Source organism: Hyphomonas pacifica, assembly GCF_000682675.1.
GTDB lineage: Bacteria > Pseudomonadota > Alphaproteobacteria > Caulobacterales > Hyphomonadaceae > Hyphomonas > Hyphomonas pacifica.
Window position 1 is genome coordinate 55,261 of the sequence record NZ_AWFA01000004.1, and the last position, 16,735, is coordinate 71,995.

Consider the following 16,735-nt stretch of genomic DNA (forward strand, 5'->3'; position numbering starts at 1 on the left):
CATATCCAGCCCCTTTAGAAACGGGGTAGAGCTGACGTTACGAAAGAAAGCCACACGCCGCCATGTCGCACGTCTTCATCAGCCACTCCGCCAAGGACTTTGACGCTCTGCTTGAGCTGCACGAAGCCCTGCGTGCGGAATCCATTCCGGACTGGTACGTCCCGAATGATGGCGGCTCGCGGGATCTGGCCGATCAGTCGATTGATGATGCCTTTGCCATGATCATTCTGGTGTCGGCGTCTTCGGTGCGGTCAAAGTCCGTTCGCAAGGATGTCGAACGTGCCAAGGCCCGCGGCCTGAAGCTGATCCCTTACCAGATCGACAAGGCGCGCCTGAACGGCTTCTTCAAGCATGAGGTTCAGCCGCACCTTCGCTATTCCTCCACCATGCCGGACGGAATGGACAAGCTCGTGGCGGAGACGAAGGCTGCCTACAAGCGCAAATGCCCGGTCATGGCGGTCATGAATTTGAAGGGCGGCGTCGGCAAGACGACCGTCTCCAGCCAGGTATTCGGGGCCTGGCAAGGCTCGCTCGGCGGACGCATCCTGCTGATCGACCTCGACCCGCAATACAATCTCACACAGACCTTCTTCGAGATGGACATTGCCGATGCCAGTGCAGCGGCCGACAAATCCGTCATCTCTCTGTTCGAACGCTCCCGCATTCATGCACGCGATGCCTCCAGCCCGGCAGAATCCTGGCTAACGCTTTCGATTGAGCCGTTTGCCCCCGCCCCGCGCGATACGTTGATGCATGATCTGATGGGCGAAGGCAGCCCCGGCGGGCGGCTGGATCTGATCTCAGGCCAGTTCGAAATTTCGAAATACGCCTTTGCCACGGACGGCGGGGCACTCGCACGCATCAAGCAGCACTTCCTGCAAACGGTCGAACGCTATCGCAGCGAGTATGACCTGATCGTCTTTGACACAAACCCGAACGCCACCTTCCTGACGCGCTGCGCCCTGGAGGCAGCAGACCGCGTGCTCGCCCCGATGCATGCTGATGTCTATTCCCTGCGCGGTGTGCGCTTGCTGAACCAGGTGATCAACGAGCAGATCGAGCCGGAAAAGCGACCGGACCTGTCCATTCTGTTCAACGCGGTCAGCCGGTCCGAACAGTCGAGCTTTGAGGCAGAGGCACGCAATGGCACCTATGATGGCAAGGCAGGCTTCGCGCTTTCCAAGGTCCTGCTTAAGGCCGCGCTACCGCGCTCGGGCCACTTGCAGGTAAAAGCCCCTCAGGAAGACCAGCCAGCCTGGAAGCAGTTGGTCATCCATTCCGGTCGCGGCGGCGGCCTGAAGCCCATTCGGGAGAGCCTCAAAGCCATCGCCCTTGAACTGAAAACCTTGGTAGAAGCCTAGCTTGCTACATCGGGCACATACTTCTGGCGCAGGGTGACGATTTCCTCGCCAGAAGAGGGATGCAAGGCGCAGGTGCGGTCAAAGTCCGGCTTGGTGGCCCCCATCTTCACGGCAATGCCGACCATCTGGATCATCTCGGCGGCATCATCGCCAACAATGTGAACGCCCAGAATGCGTTCATCTGACTGACGCACGACCAGCTTCATCATGGTCCGGGTCGGATCGCCATTCAGCGCATTCTTCATCGGCTTGAAGCGCGTCTTGTAAATGTCGATCTCGCCATATTCCTTGCGCGCCTCGGCTTCGGTCATGCCGACCGTGCCGACTTCCGGCTGCGTGAACACAGCGGTTGGAATATCGGTATGATCGAAATGCCAAGGCTTGTCGTAGAATTCGGTCTCGGCAAAGGCATGCCCCTCCCGGATGGCAACCGGCGTCAGCGCCACGCGGTCTGTCACATCCCCCACGGCCCAGACGCTATCAACATTAGTCTTGGACCATTCGTCCACGATCACCGCGCCATTTTCATCCAACTTGACACCCGCCGCATCGCATCCGAGGCTTTCCGTATTCGGACGACGCCCAACAGCCATCATAACGACATCCGCGTCAACATGCTGGCCATTGCTGAGAGAGATATGCAGTGGCAAATCCTCGCCTTCGCGCTTTTCAATCTTTTCGAAGACCGCCTTGGTTATGACGTGCACACCAGCCTCTTTCAGGCCTTCATGCACTTCAGTGCGGACATCCTCGTCAAAGCCCCGCAGCACTTCATCACCTCGATAGACAAGGCATGTCTTCACGCCCAGCCCAGCAAAGACATGCGCGAACTCCACGGCGATATAGCCGCCGCCGGCAATCACAAGGTGCTTGGGCAACTCTTCCAGCTGGAAGATACCATCGGAGGTGATCGTGTTCTCAACGCCCGGCAACTCTTCCGGTGAGGGTCGCCAGGGCGTTCCGCCCACCGCGATGAGGATCTTCTTCGCGGTCACTGTCTTGCCACTATCCTTCAGGCGCAACGTGTTCTTGTCGACAAACTCCGCGCGTTCTTCAAACAGTTCCACACCTGCATTCTTCAGATTGCGGGAATAGATGCCGGACAGCCGGTCCACTTCGGCATGCATTGCCGCCGCGAATTTGCCATGATCATAGCTGACCTCACCGACAGACCAGCCATAGCCATCAGCCTTGCGGATATCCTTGCCGTACTTGCTGGCATAGACCATAAATTTCTTCGGGACACAGCCGCGCACCACACAGGTGCCGCCCATGCGGTATTCTTCCGCGAGGCCGACCTTCGCGCCGCTGAGAGCCGCCAGACGAGCCGCACGGACACCGCCCGACCCTCCGCCAATTACGAAAAGATCGAAATCATGGGTCGTGTCGGTCATGGAGATGTCCTTGAATGCCTTGGGGTACGTCACCCCATATGTGGGGCGATCAGGAGAATTCAAACACTGTTGCGCCATTCTCATTGCCAATGATCACCGTGCGGGCCAGGCCGATGAACAGGCCATGTTCCACCACGCCGGGGATATTGGACAATCTGGCCGCCAGCGCTTCAGCATCCGGAATGCGCTCGCAATGGCAATCGAGGATGTAGTTTCCGCCATCAGTGACTAGCAATTCCTGACCCTGCGTGCGACGCAGGGAAACGCGCGGCTTGTCAATGCCGGAGGCGACCAGAACATCGTAAACGATCTTCGCCGTGATCGTGTAGCCAAACGGCGTCACCTCAACCGGCAGAGGGAATACGCCGAGCCGCTCCACCTGTTTTGAGGGGTCTGCAATCACGACCATATGGTCACTTGCATTCGCGATAATCTTCTCGCGCAGCAGCGCCGCGCCGCCGCCCTTGATCAACTGGCCCTGCTCATCGACCTCATCCGCGCCATCGACCGTCAGGTGAATGCGCTCCACCTGCTCGAACGGGATAAGCGGCACGCCCAGGCTCTCGGCCAGGCGGCGGGTCTGCTCGCTGGTCTCGATGCAGCGCACGACCAGCCCGTCGGCAACCTCATCAGCCAGCAGTTCGACGAAATATTTCGCCGTCGAACCTGTGCCGAGCCCGATGGTCATGCCATCCTCGACATATTCCATCGCCGCAATCGCCGCGTTCTCTTTTTCCAACTCGTTGGCCATGCCCATCAACCCTTCTTTTTCGCAGCCTTCTCAGCCGCTTTCCGTTCACGGAAATTCGCGGCCCAACCCTCATATTCCGTCTGCCTTGTCCGGGCCACGGCCAAGGCGTCTGACGGCACGTTCTTCGTGACGACCGTGCCAGAGCCTACAATCGCCCCATCGCCAATCTCGATCGGCGCCACGAGCGAGGAATTGGAACCGATAAACGCCCCATCCCCGATTGTTGTCTGGTATTTAAGGAAGCCATCATAATTACAGAAAATCGTGCCCGCGCCGATATTCACATTCGCCCCGACCTGCCCATCGCCCAGATAGGACAGATGGCTCGCCTTCGCGCCTTCGCCCAGATGCGTGTTCTTCACTTCCACGAAGTTGCCAATGAAAACGCCTTTGGACAGTTCCGCACCAGGCCGCAAGCGAGCATACGGTCCGACAGAACTGACCGGCCCCACTTTCGCCCCTTCAAGATGGCTGAACGCGCGGATGACCGCACCAGACTGAACATGTACGCCGGGCCCGAACACGACATTCGGCTCAACAAGTACATCCGGTTCCAGCACCGTGTCATGGGAAAACCATACCGTGTCCGGAGCGACCAGCGTGACGCCTTCCGCCATCATGGCCTTCCGGCATCGGACCTGGAATATCGCCTCGGCTTCGGCCAGGTCTGCCTTGGAGTCACAGCCGATCAGGTCTTCCTCGTCGCAGCGAACAGCCTTGCAGGTCAGCCCCTCGCCGCGCGCCAGCGCTACCAGGTCGGTCAGGTAATATTCTCCTTTGGCGTTCTCATTGGTTACATTCTGCAGCAGACGGAACATTGTCTCTGCGCCGCCCGCCATGACACCGGAATTGCACAGGCGCACGGCCAGTTGCTCCGGATTGGCCTCCCGCGCCTCGACAATCGCCTCCAGGTCTCCACCGCCAGAGGTGATCAGCCGCCCGTATAGGCCCGGCTCCTCGGCATCAAAGCCCAGCACACCAATCGCCGCGCCGCCTTTCAGGCTGTCGAAAAGGTCTTCAATCGCCTCCGCCGGAACCAGCGGGCTATCACCGTAGAGAACGACCAGATCCCCCTCAAAGCCTGTGAGTGCCTCTTCGGCGCAGCGCACGGCATGCCCGGTGCCCATGGGCGGATCCTGATAGGCGAGACAATCTATCCCTAGCGTGGTCGTCACATGATTGATCAGAATATCCTGCGAAGGATGCGCAATCACCACTATGCGTGAGCAGCCCACACGCTGGGCCAGATCAATTGACCAATCCACCATCGGGCGGCCCGCTACCTTGTGCATCACCTTTGGAAGATCGGATTTCATCCGGGTTCCCTTGCCGGCAGCAAGGATGATCGCAGCGCGGTTTCTGGCCATATCGTTCACGTGTGTCGCCCTCTCGCTTTCCTGTCCCCTTTCGCCTAGACCAAAGGTCGATTCAAGGCGAGTGGCGAAAAGGGATTAATGACAGGAATGACCGCACAATTTGAGGGATACACCATCGTCTTTGATCTGGATGGAACATTGGTGAATACAGCGCCAGATCTGCTTGAAGCCCTCAATCATGTCCTGACCCGTGCGGGTCTTTCGCCCGTCTCCCTCGACACGATTGCCACCATGATAGGTCATGGTGCACGCGCGATGATCTCAAAGGGCATGAAAAGCCAGGACCACCCCCTCTCCGAGGAAGATTTGGACCAGTATTTTACAGAGTTTCTGGAATATTATGCCGCCCACATCTCCGCACATTCACATCCGTTCGAAGGGGCGGAGGCAGCCCTTGATATGCTAGCCGAGCAGGGCGCGCTTCTGGCGGTCTGCACGAACAAAAAACAGAATCTTTCAGATCAGTTGCTGGCCGCACTGGGTATGGCGGAGCGCTTTGATGCAATTGTCGGGGCGGACAGCGTACCGAACCGCAAACCAGATGGCGATCACATACTGCGAACCGTGAAGGCTGCAGGGGGCACTGCAGATCGCGCGATCATGGTGGGAGACTCCCGAACAGACGAAAGGGCAGCCCGGAATGCCGGACTGCCCTTTGTTTTCGTACCATTTGGTTACGAGGAGGAAACGCCAGATCAGATCGGACCTGATGTGGTGGTGGACCACTATTCAGATTTGGTGTCCGCCTTGTCTGACCTTATTGGCTAAGCCGTCACTTCACGTGCTTCGCGGGGACGGTAGCTCGGACGTGCAGCGCCCGTTTCATTTGCAATGCGGCGACGGGGCATCCCGTTTACCATGTTGCTACGAACATCGGTGCGTGCTGAGCGCATGGCCGGAACGAAGCCCGCGTCGACCAGATCGACATCTACTTCATAGCCACGCTCTGCCCAGTAGGCACTAATTTTCTCACGCAGGCGCTTTGCGCCTTCTTCGTCACACCAGTCTTTCATTTTTCTCTCTCTCCAGGCTCTACTGTTATTGAGGCCTTAAGCCTCCGCCTGTCCTTCTTATGTTTAATAACGCGACCCTTTTTGCCGAGCCGTCGCTGTATGACCGATACATGACGACCTTTTGTGGATTTCTCAAGACCAAATTCGGATGAAACTCGCGTAAGGTTTCAATATGAACAACCGTTCATTATGAATGGTTGTTCATATTATTGGTAGCGCAAACACGCCTGCACCCAAATACGTATGAAATAGGCAAAAATCTGCCAATCCATTGTAACTAAATCATGGGACAGGGGCTGAATTTCTTGCAGAGGCCGTGAAAAGCCATTCCCAGCAATACGGGCAAATTCGCATAGGTGCGACAACAAGTCATGCGTTCTGATTTTGTGCAACGCACCAATCCTGTGGGAATCAGCGGCCTCAGACATCGGTGCTTGACGTAAACGCTAGGGCAGATTACGGCACCTGCTTCACTGATTGGGGCGATTAGCTCAGTGGTAGAGCACTGCCTTCACACGGCAGGGGTCAGTGGTTCGAACCCACTATCGCCCACCATTAATTTCAATTCCCCGCTCACATTCGGGGCCTGACCGCCGCATCCGCCCGCTCCTGCTCAGCGAGCTCTGAAGGATACGGCATTCTATCGCCTTCGCGCCGTAGCCTCGCGGCCCTGAAGGACACTTACCCCGCGTTGCATCCAGAACATACTTTGGCCGCTTAACCACATCCCTGACACTGCCCCATAGCCCCCGGGCCGAAGCACAGTATAAGGCGATGCGATGAAAAGCCTGTTTCGTTCCAAGCCCGTCACCACCCTCTTGGGCGCTCTTATCTGGGCGTGGATGGTGCTTGTTGCACGTACTGTGCGCTGGAAGGTCGAAGGTATTGAGCAAGCGCGTCAGACCTGGAGCGAGAATCAGGGCGTTGTAGTCGCGTCCTGGCATTCCCGCATCATGATGCTGCCCAGCGGCTGGATCCGCCATATGAAGCATTGGCCGGGGCCTATCCGGCAGGGTGCCATGTTGATCTCCCTGTCACCGGACGGAGAGGCCGTCACCCGCGCCATCGCGCATCTGGGCATCCACGCCATTCGCGGGTCAACCGCAAACAAGAAGAAAGCCCAAAAAGACAAGGGCGGCATCAAGGCCGTGGCTGAAGCCGTGCGTCTCTTGCGAAGCGGCGCGGGCGTGTGCATCACGCCTGATGGCCCGCGCGGTCCCGCTGAAATCGTGAGTTTGGGTGCGATCATGATCGCCCAGCGCGCCGGAGCCCCCATCCTGCCGTACGCCCTGTCTGTCAAACCGGCCAAGCGTCTTGGCACTTGGGACAGATTCATTATTCCTTTCCCGTTTGCGCGTGGCGCCATAGTCTATGGGGAACCGCTAGCGACTACGCGCGACGCTGATCCGAGAGAGCTGCAAGCCGACTTGCAGAAACGTCTTGATGCTGCAACTCAAAGGGCCGACATGCTAGCGGGCTATTCAACAGACAAAACGCCGGTGACCTCCGCCTGATGACCCTTGGACTACACCTCTATCGTGTCGCGACAAGTGCCTTGGCGCCTTTCCTGCCGGGTATTCTGAAGCGGCGTGCCCGGGCCGGAAAGGAAGACATTGGCCGCCTGAATGAACGCCTTGCGCGCAACATGCCGCGCCGCATGGCTGGCGGGCCGCTGGTCTGGCTGCACGGTGCCAGTGTAGGAGAAAGCCAGTTGCTGCTGGAACTGGGTCATCGCCTGTTGGCGAAACGGCCTGATCTGATGCTGCTGTTCACCAGCCAGACCCTCACCTCAGCGCGCCTGATTGGCCCGGCCTTGCCGGACCGCGGCATTCACATGATGGCCCCGCTGGATACGCCTGCTATTGCCCGACGCTTCATCCGCCATTGGCAGCCAGACCTCTGCATTTTCGGCGAAGGCGAAGTTTGGCCTAACCTTATTCTAGAGGCTGAAAAGGCAGGTGCCAGGCGCGCGCTGGTCAATGGCCGAATGACGGACGAATCTTCAGAGGGGTGGCAGAAGTTCCGCGGTGCCTTCCAAGATCTGGTCGGCAAGTTCGATGTTGTGCTGACAGCGGACACGGACACGGCCCGTCGCCTGGAAGTGCTGCTGGGCAAGCCGGTTCAGTCGACCGGCAACATGAAGTCTGCATTGCCCCCACCAACCGCCAGCGACATCGAGATTCGCCGCCTGCGCGAAAACTTTCTTACCGCACGCCAGTGCATTCTCGCCGCCTCGACCCATGAAGGCGAAGAGGCGATCTTTCTGGATGCGATCAAGGAGGCTGGCGATGCTGCCCTGATCATCGCCCCACGCCATCCGGATCGCGGTGACGAAGTGGAAGCGCTGCTGAAAGATCGCGGCCTCACCTATGCCCGCCGCTCTCGCGGTGAAATCCCTACACCGCGCACGCGTGTGCTGCTGGCAGACACGATGGGCGAAATGGGCATCTGGTACCGCTTGGCGGACTCCGTTTTTCTCGGCGGCGGCCATGCTCCAGACGTTGGCGGTCATAATCCGCTGGAGCCTATTCGCCTCGGCCGCCCCGTCGTCACCGGCCCGGATGTGTTCAACTTTGCCGCCATGATAGATGATCTTGAGAAGCGCGGCCTGATCCGCCGTCTCAAAACGCCGAAGGCCATCGGCAAGGCACTGCGCACGATGGAGCCGCCCTCCGATGAGGCCCTTGCAGCCCTGACGCGTGAGGCCGATGCCCCGATGACACTCACCCTTCAGGCGCTGATCCCACTCCTGCCGGAGCCGGGGCTGCTGCAATGAAGGCCCCACACTTCTGGTCAGCCGGGCTGGACCCGAAATCCCGCGAAGCCGCACCGCTGACCCGAGCCCTGCTGACACCGCTTGCCATGCTCTATATTTGGGGCATCCGCCGCAAGTTGGCGCGAGCCACGCCCGAGACGCCTGTAATCCCGGTCATTTGTATCGGCAATCTGACAACAGGCGGCGTAGGCAAGACGCCTGTGGTGGAAGCCATCCGGCACCGCTTGCTGCAGAAGGGAATCCGCGCCGCCAGCCTGTCTCGCGGCTATGGTGGATCGGAACGCGGCCCACTGAAGGTTGACCCTGTCCGTCATACAGCCGCCATGTGCGGCGACGAACCGCTCCAACTCTCCCAGTCTGGCGAAAGCTGGATCGGCACGGATCGCCCAGCGGCCATTCAGGCCATGGCTATGGATCATGTCGCAGCGGTCGTCATGGATGATGGTCACCAGAACCCCAGCATAAAGAAGACTCTGTCCTTCGTCGTGATTGATGCCGCGGCCCCGTTTGGCAATGGCCATGTCCTGCCCAAGGGTCCGCTGCGCGAGCCGGTATCCGATGGCCTCGCCCGCGCTGAGGCAGTGATCCTGATGGGAGATGGAGACATGCCTCCACAAGTCACCGCCGCCGGTCTACCGGTACTGCGTGCGAAACTTGTGCCATCAGCCCCTCCCCCCTCCGGCCCGCTGGTGGCGTTTGCGGGCATTGGGCGCCCCGCAAAATTCTTCGATAGTCTGAAGCAGCATGGCTGCGATGTCCGCGACGCCGTTGGCTATCCCGACCACCACACCTACAGCGCCAGTGACCTGACCTATCTGCGCCGCCTGGCAGCGGACCATCAGGCCCAGCTGATCACCACGACGAAAGACCATGCGCGCCTGCCCGCAGCACAGCGCGACGGCATCCTCGACTTCCCCGTCAAAGCTCAGTTTGACCAGCCTGAATGCCTTGACGAACTTCTATCACCGGTTCTCAACTCTCTCTGATCATGCCTGACTCGTCTTCCAGCTATGTCCGCCCGAAGGATATCGATAACCGCGCCAGTTTCTGGCAGCGTGTCCAATGGCGGCTGGAAACCATTGCGTGGGACCTGATCTATTGGGGCCCAATGAAAATGCTAGGGCCGGACAAAGCCTCCGATTTCGGCGGCTGGCTGCTGAAGAAGATCGGCCCGCGCCTGTCCCAGCACAAGACGACGCTTCGCAATCTGAAACTGGCTTTTCCGGACTGGTCTAAAGAGCAAATTCACGACACCGCGATGGCCTGCTGGGAAAGCGCCGGGCGCACTGCGGGCGAGTTGCCCCACCTGCCCTCCATAGATCCGTACACATCCGGCCGCGTAGAAATTGTCGGCCTGGACATCCTTGACCGTATCCGCGACAGCGACAAGGGCGCAGTCTTCATTTCCGGCCATTTCGCGAACTGGGAGATCATGCCCGCCACAATCACCCAGCGCATTCCCGATGCCGTGATGACCTACCGCGCCCTGAACAATCCACATATTGACCGCCGCATTGCCGAGCTGCGTCATGATTATGGCACCACGGTCAATGCGCCCAAGGGCATTGGTACACGGGAATTGATGCGCGCCCTGTCGCGCGGCGCGCCCGTTGCCCTGATGAATGACCAGAAATTCAATGAGGGCATTTCGGTGCCGCTATTCGGTCACGAGGCGATGACTGCCCCCGGCCCGACGCGCCTCGCCTTGAAATATGGCGTGCCGATTGTTCCCGTCTCTACGGAACGTGTTGGCCCTGCCCGCTTCCGCGTGGAATTCCATGAGCCCTTTGTGCCGGAAGACACCGGAAATCCTGATGCGGATATTCGCAACAGCGTGCTGCGCATCAATGCGTTCATTGAAGATCATGTCCGCAAGGCTCCAGGCCAATGGTTCTGGCAGCATCGCCGCTGGCCCAAAGATGCCTGGAAGAATGCCGGCATCATCTGATCCTGCTAGGACTTGCCCGCGCTAACGCTGCGGCTCTTCCCAATCGGCAGGCGGCACATGACGCCGCTGCAAACGTATCGCCAAGCCAAGCGACACACCCACGCCGATGGCAATCGTCAGGTCCGCCACCACGGTCAGCACCAGGGTGATCAGCATCAGCGCCAGATCTGCCTTACGCATGGAAAGATAGCTGCGCCATTTGTGGGGCTCACTCATATTCCAGGCGGTCAGCAGCAATAGCCCGGCCAATGCCGGCATGGCCAGATAACCCGCGAGCGGCGCCGCCAGCATCATCGCCAGCAGGATCGTCACGGCATGCACAATACCCGCCACCGGGGTTTTGCCCCCGGCATTCACATTGGTTGCCGTGCGCGCGATGGCACCCGTGGCAGGCATGCCACCAAACAGGGAGGAGCCGATATTGGCAAAGCCCTGCGCCAGAACCTCCGCATTGCGACGATAATGCCCGCCCGTCATCCGGTCCGCCACCATGGCGGAAAGAAGAGATTCCACACCTGCCAGAAAGGCGATCACAAACGCGGAAGGCAACAGCTCGACCACGCGGTCCACGCTGAAACTCGGTAAATGCGGCATAGGCAACTGGCTGGGCAATGCCCCGAACCGGCTACCAATCGTGTCGACAGGCAGATTCAGCAGGGCAGCTGCTGCCGATGTCACCCCTACCGCCACGATCAGTCCCGGAAATTTCGGCGCTATCCGGCGCAGCAGCACGATCAGCACCATGGTCGCCAGCCCTATCGCAAAAGCATAAGGCGTGAATGTCTCACGCGCGCCCCACAAGGCGCTCAGCTTGGAAAAAAATTCAGCAGGTAGATTCTGTACCGTCAGCCCGAACAGATCGCTCAACTGACTTGTCGCAATGATGATGGCTATACCTATCGTGAACCCGTTCACGACCGCTTCCGGAACAAAACTGATCAGATTGCCCGCTCGCATCAGGCCTGCCGCAATCAGGATCAGCCCGGCCATGAAGGTTGCCAGCACCAATCCATCATAGCCATGCGCGGCCACGGCTCCGAACACCACGACAATGAACGCACCGGTTGGTCCACCAATTTGCACACGGCTGCCGCCGAGCAACGAAACCAGAAAGCCGGCCACGATGGCCGTGATAAGACCCTTGCCAGGGTCGGCCCCCGATGCAATCGCGATGGCCAGACTCAGCGGTATTGCCACCAGCGCGACGGTCATGCCGGCAAAAGTGTCGGACATGAAAGCCGGCCAGCTATAGGTCTTCAGCGTCGTGAGTATTTTTGGTTTCATGGGCCCCTGCGCCTTTCGCGCGCAGCATATGCCTCTCACCGAAACATGGAAACCATCCAGAACCGCATCCTTATGTCGCGCGATGGCGCGCCGAAAGGCCTAGCCCGCCGCCCCCGTCAAAAAGGAACGATTGATCAGGAGTGCGGCATCCAGCAGTTTAAGTACCAACTGGCTGCGCATTTCATCCACGTAAACCGGACAGATGGACAGCAGACATTCAGCGCCGCAGTCACACGATTATTCACGTCGCGGATCGGGACGGAAAGAGACTGCACACCGGCTTCAAGCTCTTCATCCACCAGGGAACTACCGAGCTGTCGCGTCTCAAGAATGGTCTCACGTAATTTGACAGTCGTACTCACCGTATTGGGCCGATGCTGTTTCAGCTGAACGCAGGCAAAATACTGCTCTAGCACCTCGTCAGGCTCATAGGCCAGCAGAACAGGCCCGGTCGACACGGCATAGGCTGGCAAGCGATTGCACATATTATAACTGACAGACATGACCCGATCGGGTGTGGACCTCACCAGATAGGTGACATCATCCCCGGTCAAAACAGCCCGGTTGGCATTCTGCGGATATATTCTCCTATCCCGGAATGCCTGCCGGACTTATTTTTCCCAGGCACATAGAGTTTATGCTTAGCAACTCGTAAACGCATGCCAAAATCTCCTGCACACTTGCTGAACCAAGCCTTAAGCGCGTGCTCATAGAGTGCGAAATGCAAAGTCTGTTTTGGGCTTGCTGGCCTGGCTGGGAGACTGGAATGTCCAGTATGGAATTCGCGACAACCATGCTGCACCAGCAGAGCGCTTCCTCGCGCCAGACCATCATGTCCTCGCTATCCGCCATTCGCAAGCATCTCGGCATGTCTGCCGCCTATGTCTCTGAATTTGTGAATGGCCGTACGGTCTTCCGCCATGTAGATGCCCCGGGACTGGAACACCTCATCAAGGATGGTGATGTTTATGACGCAGACGAACTTTACTGCCTAAACATTCTCGATGGAAAACTACCGGAACTGATTCCCAACACGTCACTGTTTCAGGCGGCCAGTTCCATGCCGATCACGCAGACGCTGCGCATCGGTGCGCATATGAGCATCCCTATCTATCTGCATGATGGCGAGGCCTATGGCATGTTCTGCTGCTTTGGACCGCATCCAAACCATAGCCTGAACCATCGCGACCTGGAGACAATGCGCCTGTTCGCCAATCTGGCAGCCCAGCAGATCCAGGTAGACATGAAGCAGAGCATGCAAATGCGCGAAAAGCGCACGCGCATCATGGAAACGCTGGAGAACAGCGCTTTTGCCATCGCCTATCAGCCGATTGTGGATCTCGGCGGCATGTACCCGTGTGGCTATGAAGCGCTTTGCCGTTTCTCGGCTGAGCCCTACCGCACACCAGATGTCTGGTTCAACGAGGCCGCCTCCGTCGGGCTAGCTGTTGAGCTGGAACTCGCCGCCATTCGTGAGGCCGTCTCCGCCATCGACATGCTGGACTCAGAGCAATATGTCTCCGTCAATGTCTCGCCCGCGACTATGCTTAGCGCTCACTTCGTCGACACGTTTTCGCGTCTGCCACTCTCAAGGATCGTTCTGGAACTGACAGAACATGCGGTGATTGATGACTATGAGCAGTTCACGAAAATCCTGTCTCCTTTGCGTCGGCGCGGACTGCGGCTGGCAGTGGACGATGCCGGGGCGGGCCATTCCTCCCTGCGCCATATCGTTCAGCTCAGTCCGGACTATGTGAAAGTCGACATGAGCCTCACACGCAATGTTGATTCAGATCTCGCCCGCCGCGCCTTGATTGGCGCGCTGCTGTTCTACACCCGTGAAACCAGCGCCCAGATCATTGCTGAGGGCATTGAGACCCAGGCAGAGCTGCAAACCCTGAAGATGCTCGGCGTACGCCGTGGCCAAGGATACCTGCTTGGGCGGCCTGCCCAGACGATCACCAAGGAAATCAACATCCTCCGCGCCAGCTAGTCCAGCCCTGTTCATCCCGGCAGGATGCTCTAGATTAGAGACCAGCAACTAGAGGGCCCCCTGATGCATCTTGGCGAAATCATATCTGTCATCGCGTTGTTCTGCGGCACGGTCATGGGGATCGGGGCTTTGTTCTCCCCAGCCTGGGCCAGCAAGGTCGTCCGCCTTGTCGAAGACCCCGACCCCCTGCGCCCCGGCGGATATTCGGAATTTCGCGCCACTTATGGCGGCGTCTTCCTGTTCGCTCACCTGATTACGGCGCTTCTGGTCCTCTATCTTTGGGATGGGGAGCATAGGCTGACTACTGCGCTCGTCGTACTGCCGCTTGCGGCAGGCTGGATCGGCGCAGCCGTCGGGCGTACAATGGCCCTCATCCTGGATACCCGCAAGAATCGGGAGCCCGGCATGATCCCGATCTGGATTCCCACAGAACTCATCCTCGGCCTTGCTATTGGGGCCCCCTTCCTGCAATTCGTCCTTCAGACAAACTAAACGAAAGAAAATCCCATGACGGAGCGTCGAGAGACGGGCCGCCCGCGCCGGAAACCTGCCGGCCCGCGCAAGCAAAGCCCCAGATCAAAACCCGCCCACAAGCCGAATACGTTGTCCGACGAAAAGGACTGGAGCGAAGGCGAACGCATTGCGAAATACCTCGCCCGGGCTGGAGTCGCCTCACGCCGAGAAGTCGAACGCATGATCGAGGAGGGCAAGGTCAGCGTGGATGGCCAGCGCCTCACCTCACCTGCTTTCAAAGTGACCGGTAAGGAGCTGATCCGCGTTGGCCGCAAAACCATTCAGGCCCCGGATGCAACCCGCCTGTGGCGATATCACAAGCCCTCCGGCCTGATCACCACAACGAATGACCCCGAAGGCCGCCGCACCGTCTTTGAGGAACTACCCAAATCCCTGCCCCGCGTCGTCACCGTCGGCCGACTGGATCTGACCACCGAGGGCCTCTTGCTGCTGACCAATGACGGCACCCTCGCCCGCGCGCTGGAACTGCCTAAGAACGAGCTGGAGCGCACATACCGCGTCCGCGCGCATGGCACAGTCACGCCGGAGAAAATCCAGGAACTGGCCAAAGGCATCACCGTGGACGGTGTGGACTACAAGCCGATCAAGGCTGTTCTGGATCGGGAAACCGGGGCCAATAACTGGCTGACTGTCACCCTGTCAGAAGGCAAGAAACGGGAAGTGCGCCGCGCCCTGGAATCGCTGGACCTCCAGGTGAATCGCCTGATCCGCGTTCAGTACGGGCCGTTCGTGCTTGAGGATCTGCGCCCCGGCTCTGTGGAGGAAGTGCCGACAGAACTGCTGGAAGCGGCCATCGGCCACCTTCTGGAAACTCCCATTACAAAAAAATCACCCCAAAACGCCCCTTCCGACGGGAAAGGTGCCGTTAAGTCACGCCTTGGCAGGCGCAAGCCATCGACTAGACTTGATCCGAGGAAACGAAAACCAAAAAAATAATACTACTCTGAATGGAGAGCATCATGGCCGACACTGCCCTTGCCACCCCGCCCGAGACCAAGAAGGATCCGGGCCGGACGATGAGCGCAGCGGCGGCTGCGACCTGCGAGGATATCGTCTCTCCGGAAGTGTACTCACACCCGGAACAGCTGGATGCAGCCTTCACGCGCCTGCGCGCGGAAGACCCGCTGGCCTGGTGCGAGCCTGAAAGCTTCCGACCGTTCTGGGCCGTCACCAAGCATGCTGACATCATGGAAATCAGCCGCCAGAACAAGCTGTTCACCAGTGGTGAACGGGAAATGCTGTCCTATGCCGAAGCCGAAGCAGGTGTCTACGCCCAGACCGGCGGACCGCACCTGTTGAAGACACTCGTGCAGCTGGACGACCCGATGCACTACAAGCTGCGCCACCTGACCCAGGAATGGTTCATGCCGCAGAATGTGAAGAAACGCGAAGACGCCATCCGCAGCATTGCCAAGCAATATGTCGACCGGATGGAAGACCTTGGCGGTGAGTGTGACTTCCAACGCGACATCGCCCTCTACTATCCGCTGCGCGTCATCATGCAGATCCTCGGAGTTCCGGAAAGCGACGAGCCGATGATGCTGAAGCTGACCCAGGAAATCTTCGGCGCGCAGGATGAAGACCTGATGCGCGACAAGACGCTCGCCCAAGAGAAGGATGCAGAAAAGGGCCTCGCCTCGATCAATGCCACGCTCGCCGAATTCTTCATGTACTTCACCAACATCACGGCAGACCGCCGCGCCAATCCGCGAGATGATGTCTCTACCGTCATCGCCAATGGCACAGTGGACGACGAGCCGATCGGCCAGCTGGAAGCCATGAGCTATTATGTCATCGTCGCCGCGGCAGGCCATGACACGACCAGCGCCTCCACAGGCGGCGGCATTCTCGGCATGCTGCAGAATCCGGATCAGCTGAAAAAGATGATGGACGATCCGCAAGGCGTCTCCCGTACCGCCGTGGATGAGGCGATCCGCTGGACGACGCCGGTGAAGCATTTCATGCGTACAGCTCAGGACGATTATGAAATGCGCGGGCACAAGATCCTGAAAGGGGAGAGCCTGCTGCTCTGCTACCCGTCAGGCAATCGCGACGAAGAGATTTTCGACAATCCCTTCACTTTTGACATAACCCGCAGCCCCAACAAGCTGATCTCGTTCGGCCATGGCGGCCATATGTGTCTCGGCATGCATCTGGCGCGTCTTGAAATGCAGGCGATCTATGAGGAATTGTTCTCGCGTCTGAAATCCATCGAATTGGCCGGAGAGCCAACGCACATCAAGGCAAACTTCGTGGGCGGACCAAAATCCATACCTGTGAGGTATAAATTCTAGGGAGGAAATAC

General features: G+C 58.8%; 16 protein-coding genes and 1 tRNA gene. 11 read left to right on the plus strand and 6 right to left on the minus strand.

Features of this window, described 5'->3' with window-relative positions:
• Positions 1-62: 62 nt before the first annotated feature.
• Complete coding sequence (locus HY2_RS02215) at positions 63-1,361, plus strand: AAA family ATPase (protein ID WP_034824251.1); 1,299 nt, start codon at positions 63-65, stop codon at positions 1,359-1,361.
• On the opposite strand, the gene gor is transcribed toward HY2_RS02215, so the two are convergent.
• From gor to glmU, 3 genes are read right to left on the minus strand one after another with little or no spacing between them, the layout of a single operon-like run.
• Positions 1,358-2,755, minus strand: a complete 1,398-nt coding sequence (gor, locus tag HY2_RS02220) for a glutathione-disulfide reductase (RefSeq protein ID WP_034824252.1) — start codon at positions 2,753-2,755, stop codon at positions 1,358-1,360. The genes HY2_RS02215 and gor overlap by 4 nt on opposite strands.
• 49 nt (positions 2,756-2,804) lie before the next feature.
• The gene (gene rpiA / locus HY2_RS02225; protein WP_034824320.1) at positions 2,805-3,506 is read right to left on the minus strand and encodes a ribose-5-phosphate isomerase RpiA; all 702 of its coding nucleotides are present in this window, start codon (positions 3,504-3,506) and stop codon (positions 2,805-2,807) included.
• Between the two features lie 5 nt (positions 3,507-3,511).
• The gene (glmU, locus tag HY2_RS02230; protein ID WP_034824253.1) at positions 3,512-4,873 is read right to left on the minus strand and encodes a bifunctional UDP-N-acetylglucosamine diphosphorylase/glucosamine-1-phosphate N-acetyltransferase GlmU; all 1,362 of its coding nucleotides are present in this window, start codon (positions 4,871-4,873) and stop codon (positions 3,512-3,514) included.
• A gap of 96 nt (positions 4,874-4,969) precedes the next feature.
• Between glmU and gph the strand changes: the two genes are divergently transcribed.
• A complete protein-coding gene (gph, locus tag HY2_RS02235) occupies positions 4,970-5,650 on the plus strand; it encodes a phosphoglycolate phosphatase (protein ID WP_034824255.1) in 681 nt (226 codons plus the stop codon).
• Here gph and HY2_RS02240 read toward each other — a convergent pair.
• Complete coding sequence (locus tag HY2_RS02240; RefSeq protein WP_034824257.1) at positions 5,647-5,895, minus strand: hypothetical protein; 249 nt, start codon at positions 5,893-5,895, stop codon at positions 5,647-5,649. The two genes, gph and HY2_RS02240, sit on opposite strands and share 4 nt — an antisense overlap.
• A gap of 480 nt (positions 5,896-6,375) precedes the next feature.
• On the opposite strand from HY2_RS02240, the gene HY2_RS02245 reads away from it, so the two are divergent.
• The 5 genes from HY2_RS02245 (at position 6,376) to HY2_RS02265 (ending at position 10,619) form a co-directional block, all read left to right on the plus strand.
• Positions 6,376-6,450: transfer RNA gene (locus tag HY2_RS02245), tRNA-Val, on the plus strand.
• Positions 6,451-6,674: 224 nt separating this feature from the next.
• Positions 6,675-7,409 (plus strand): lysophospholipid acyltransferase family protein, encoded by a 735-nt coding sequence (locus HY2_RS02250; RefSeq protein ID WP_034824259.1) that lies wholly within the window; start codon positions 6,675-6,677, stop codon positions 7,407-7,409.
• Positions 7,409-8,671: a 3-deoxy-D-manno-octulosonic acid transferase gene (locus tag HY2_RS02255; RefSeq protein ID WP_034824261.1), complete on the plus strand. Its 1,263-nt coding sequence runs from the start codon at positions 7,409-7,411 to the stop codon at positions 8,669-8,671. The genes HY2_RS02250 and HY2_RS02255 overlap by 1 nt, the downstream gene beginning before the upstream one ends.
• A complete protein-coding gene (gene lpxK / locus HY2_RS02260) occupies positions 8,668-9,657 on the plus strand; it encodes a tetraacyldisaccharide 4'-kinase (protein WP_051594630.1) in 990 nt (329 codons plus the stop codon). Before HY2_RS02255 ends, lpxK begins: the two co-directional genes overlap by 4 nt.
• A 2-nt stretch (positions 9,658-9,659) precedes the next feature.
• A complete protein-coding gene (locus HY2_RS02265; RefSeq protein WP_051594631.1) occupies positions 9,660-10,619 on the plus strand; it encodes a lysophospholipid acyltransferase family protein in 960 nt (319 codons plus the stop codon).
• A 21-nt stretch (positions 10,620-10,640) separates the two neighbouring features.
• On the opposite strand, the gene HY2_RS02270 is transcribed toward HY2_RS02265, so the two are convergent.
• The gene (locus tag HY2_RS02270; protein WP_034824263.1) at positions 10,641-11,903 is read right to left on the minus strand and encodes a SulP family inorganic anion transporter; all 1,263 of its coding nucleotides are present in this window, start codon (positions 11,901-11,903) and stop codon (positions 10,641-10,643) included.
• Positions 11,904-12,037: 134 nt separating this feature from the next.
• On the minus strand, positions 12,038-12,487 hold the full coding sequence (locus tag HY2_RS02275; protein ID WP_476702779.1) for an IclR family transcriptional regulator domain-containing protein: 450 nt from the start codon (positions 12,485-12,487) through the stop codon (positions 12,038-12,040).
• A 182-nt stretch (positions 12,488-12,669) separates the two neighbouring features.
• On the opposite strand from HY2_RS02275, the gene HY2_RS02280 reads away from it, so the two are divergent.
• The 4 genes from HY2_RS02280 (at position 12,670) to HY2_RS02295 (ending at position 16,724) form a co-directional block, all read left to right on the plus strand.
• The gene (locus HY2_RS02280; RefSeq protein WP_081814874.1) at positions 12,670-13,896 is read left to right on the plus strand and encodes a sensor domain-containing phosphodiesterase; all 1,227 of its coding nucleotides are present in this window, start codon (positions 12,670-12,672) and stop codon (positions 13,894-13,896) included.
• Positions 13,897-13,959: 63 nt separating this feature from the next.
• The gene (locus HY2_RS02285; RefSeq protein ID WP_034824265.1) at positions 13,960-14,388 is read left to right on the plus strand and encodes a hypothetical protein; all 429 of its coding nucleotides are present in this window, start codon (positions 13,960-13,962) and stop codon (positions 14,386-14,388) included.
• Between the two features lie 15 nt (positions 14,389-14,403).
• On the plus strand, positions 14,404-15,366 hold the full coding sequence (locus HY2_RS02290; RefSeq protein WP_034824267.1) for a pseudouridine synthase: 963 nt from the start codon (positions 14,404-14,406) through the stop codon (positions 15,364-15,366).
• A 23-nt stretch (positions 15,367-15,389) separates the two neighbouring features.
• Positions 15,390-16,724, plus strand: coding sequence for a cytochrome P450 (locus HY2_RS02295; RefSeq protein ID WP_051594636.1), 1,335 nt, complete (start codon positions 15,390-15,392; stop codon positions 16,722-16,724).
• Positions 16,725-16,735 lie beyond the last annotated feature (11 nt).

Excerpts from the sequence above, each read along its gene's own strand:
- HY2_RS02215 (WP_034824251.1), top strand. The coding sequence starts at position 63 with ATGTCGCACGTCTTCATCAGCCACTCCGCCAAGGACTTTGACGCTCTG.
- gor (WP_034824252.1), bottom strand. The coding sequence starts at position 2,755 with ATGACCGACACGACCCATGATTTCGATCTTTTCGTAATTGGCGGAGGG.
- rpiA (WP_034824320.1), bottom strand. The coding sequence starts at position 3,506 with ATGGCCAACGAGTTGGAAAAAGAGAACGCGGCGATTGCGGCGATGGAA.
- glmU (WP_034824253.1), bottom strand. The coding sequence starts at position 4,873 with ATGGCCAGAAACCGCGCTGCGATCATCCTTGCTGCCGGCAAGGGAACC.
- gph (WP_034824255.1), top strand. The coding sequence starts at position 4,970 with ATGACCGCACAATTTGAGGGATACACCATCGTCTTTGATCTGGATGGA.
- HY2_RS02240 (WP_034824257.1), bottom strand. The coding sequence starts at position 5,895 with ATGAAAGACTGGTGTGACGAAGAAGGCGCAAAGCGCCTGCGTGAGAAA.
- HY2_RS02250 (WP_034824259.1), top strand. The coding sequence starts at position 6,675 with ATGAAAAGCCTGTTTCGTTCCAAGCCCGTCACCACCCTCTTGGGCGCT.
- HY2_RS02255 (WP_034824261.1), top strand. The coding sequence starts at position 7,409 with ATGACCCTTGGACTACACCTCTATCGTGTCGCGACAAGTGCCTTGGCG.
- lpxK (WP_051594630.1), top strand. The coding sequence starts at position 8,668 with ATGAAGGCCCCACACTTCTGGTCAGCCGGGCTGGACCCGAAATCCCGC.
- HY2_RS02265 (WP_051594631.1), top strand. The coding sequence starts at position 9,660 with ATGCCTGACTCGTCTTCCAGCTATGTCCGCCCGAAGGATATCGATAAC.
- HY2_RS02270 (WP_034824263.1), bottom strand. The coding sequence starts at position 11,903 with ATGAAACCAAAAATACTCACGACGCTGAAGACCTATAGCTGGCCGGCT.
- HY2_RS02280 (WP_081814874.1), top strand. The coding sequence starts at position 12,670 with ATGTCCAGTATGGAATTCGCGACAACCATGCTGCACCAGCAGAGCGCT.
- HY2_RS02285 (WP_034824265.1), top strand. The coding sequence starts at position 13,960 with ATGCATCTTGGCGAAATCATATCTGTCATCGCGTTGTTCTGCGGCACG.
- HY2_RS02290 (WP_034824267.1), top strand. The coding sequence starts at position 14,404 with ATGACGGAGCGTCGAGAGACGGGCCGCCCGCGCCGGAAACCTGCCGGC.
- HY2_RS02295 (WP_051594636.1), top strand. The coding sequence starts at position 15,390 with ATGGCCGACACTGCCCTTGCCACCCCGCCCGAGACCAAGAAGGATCCG.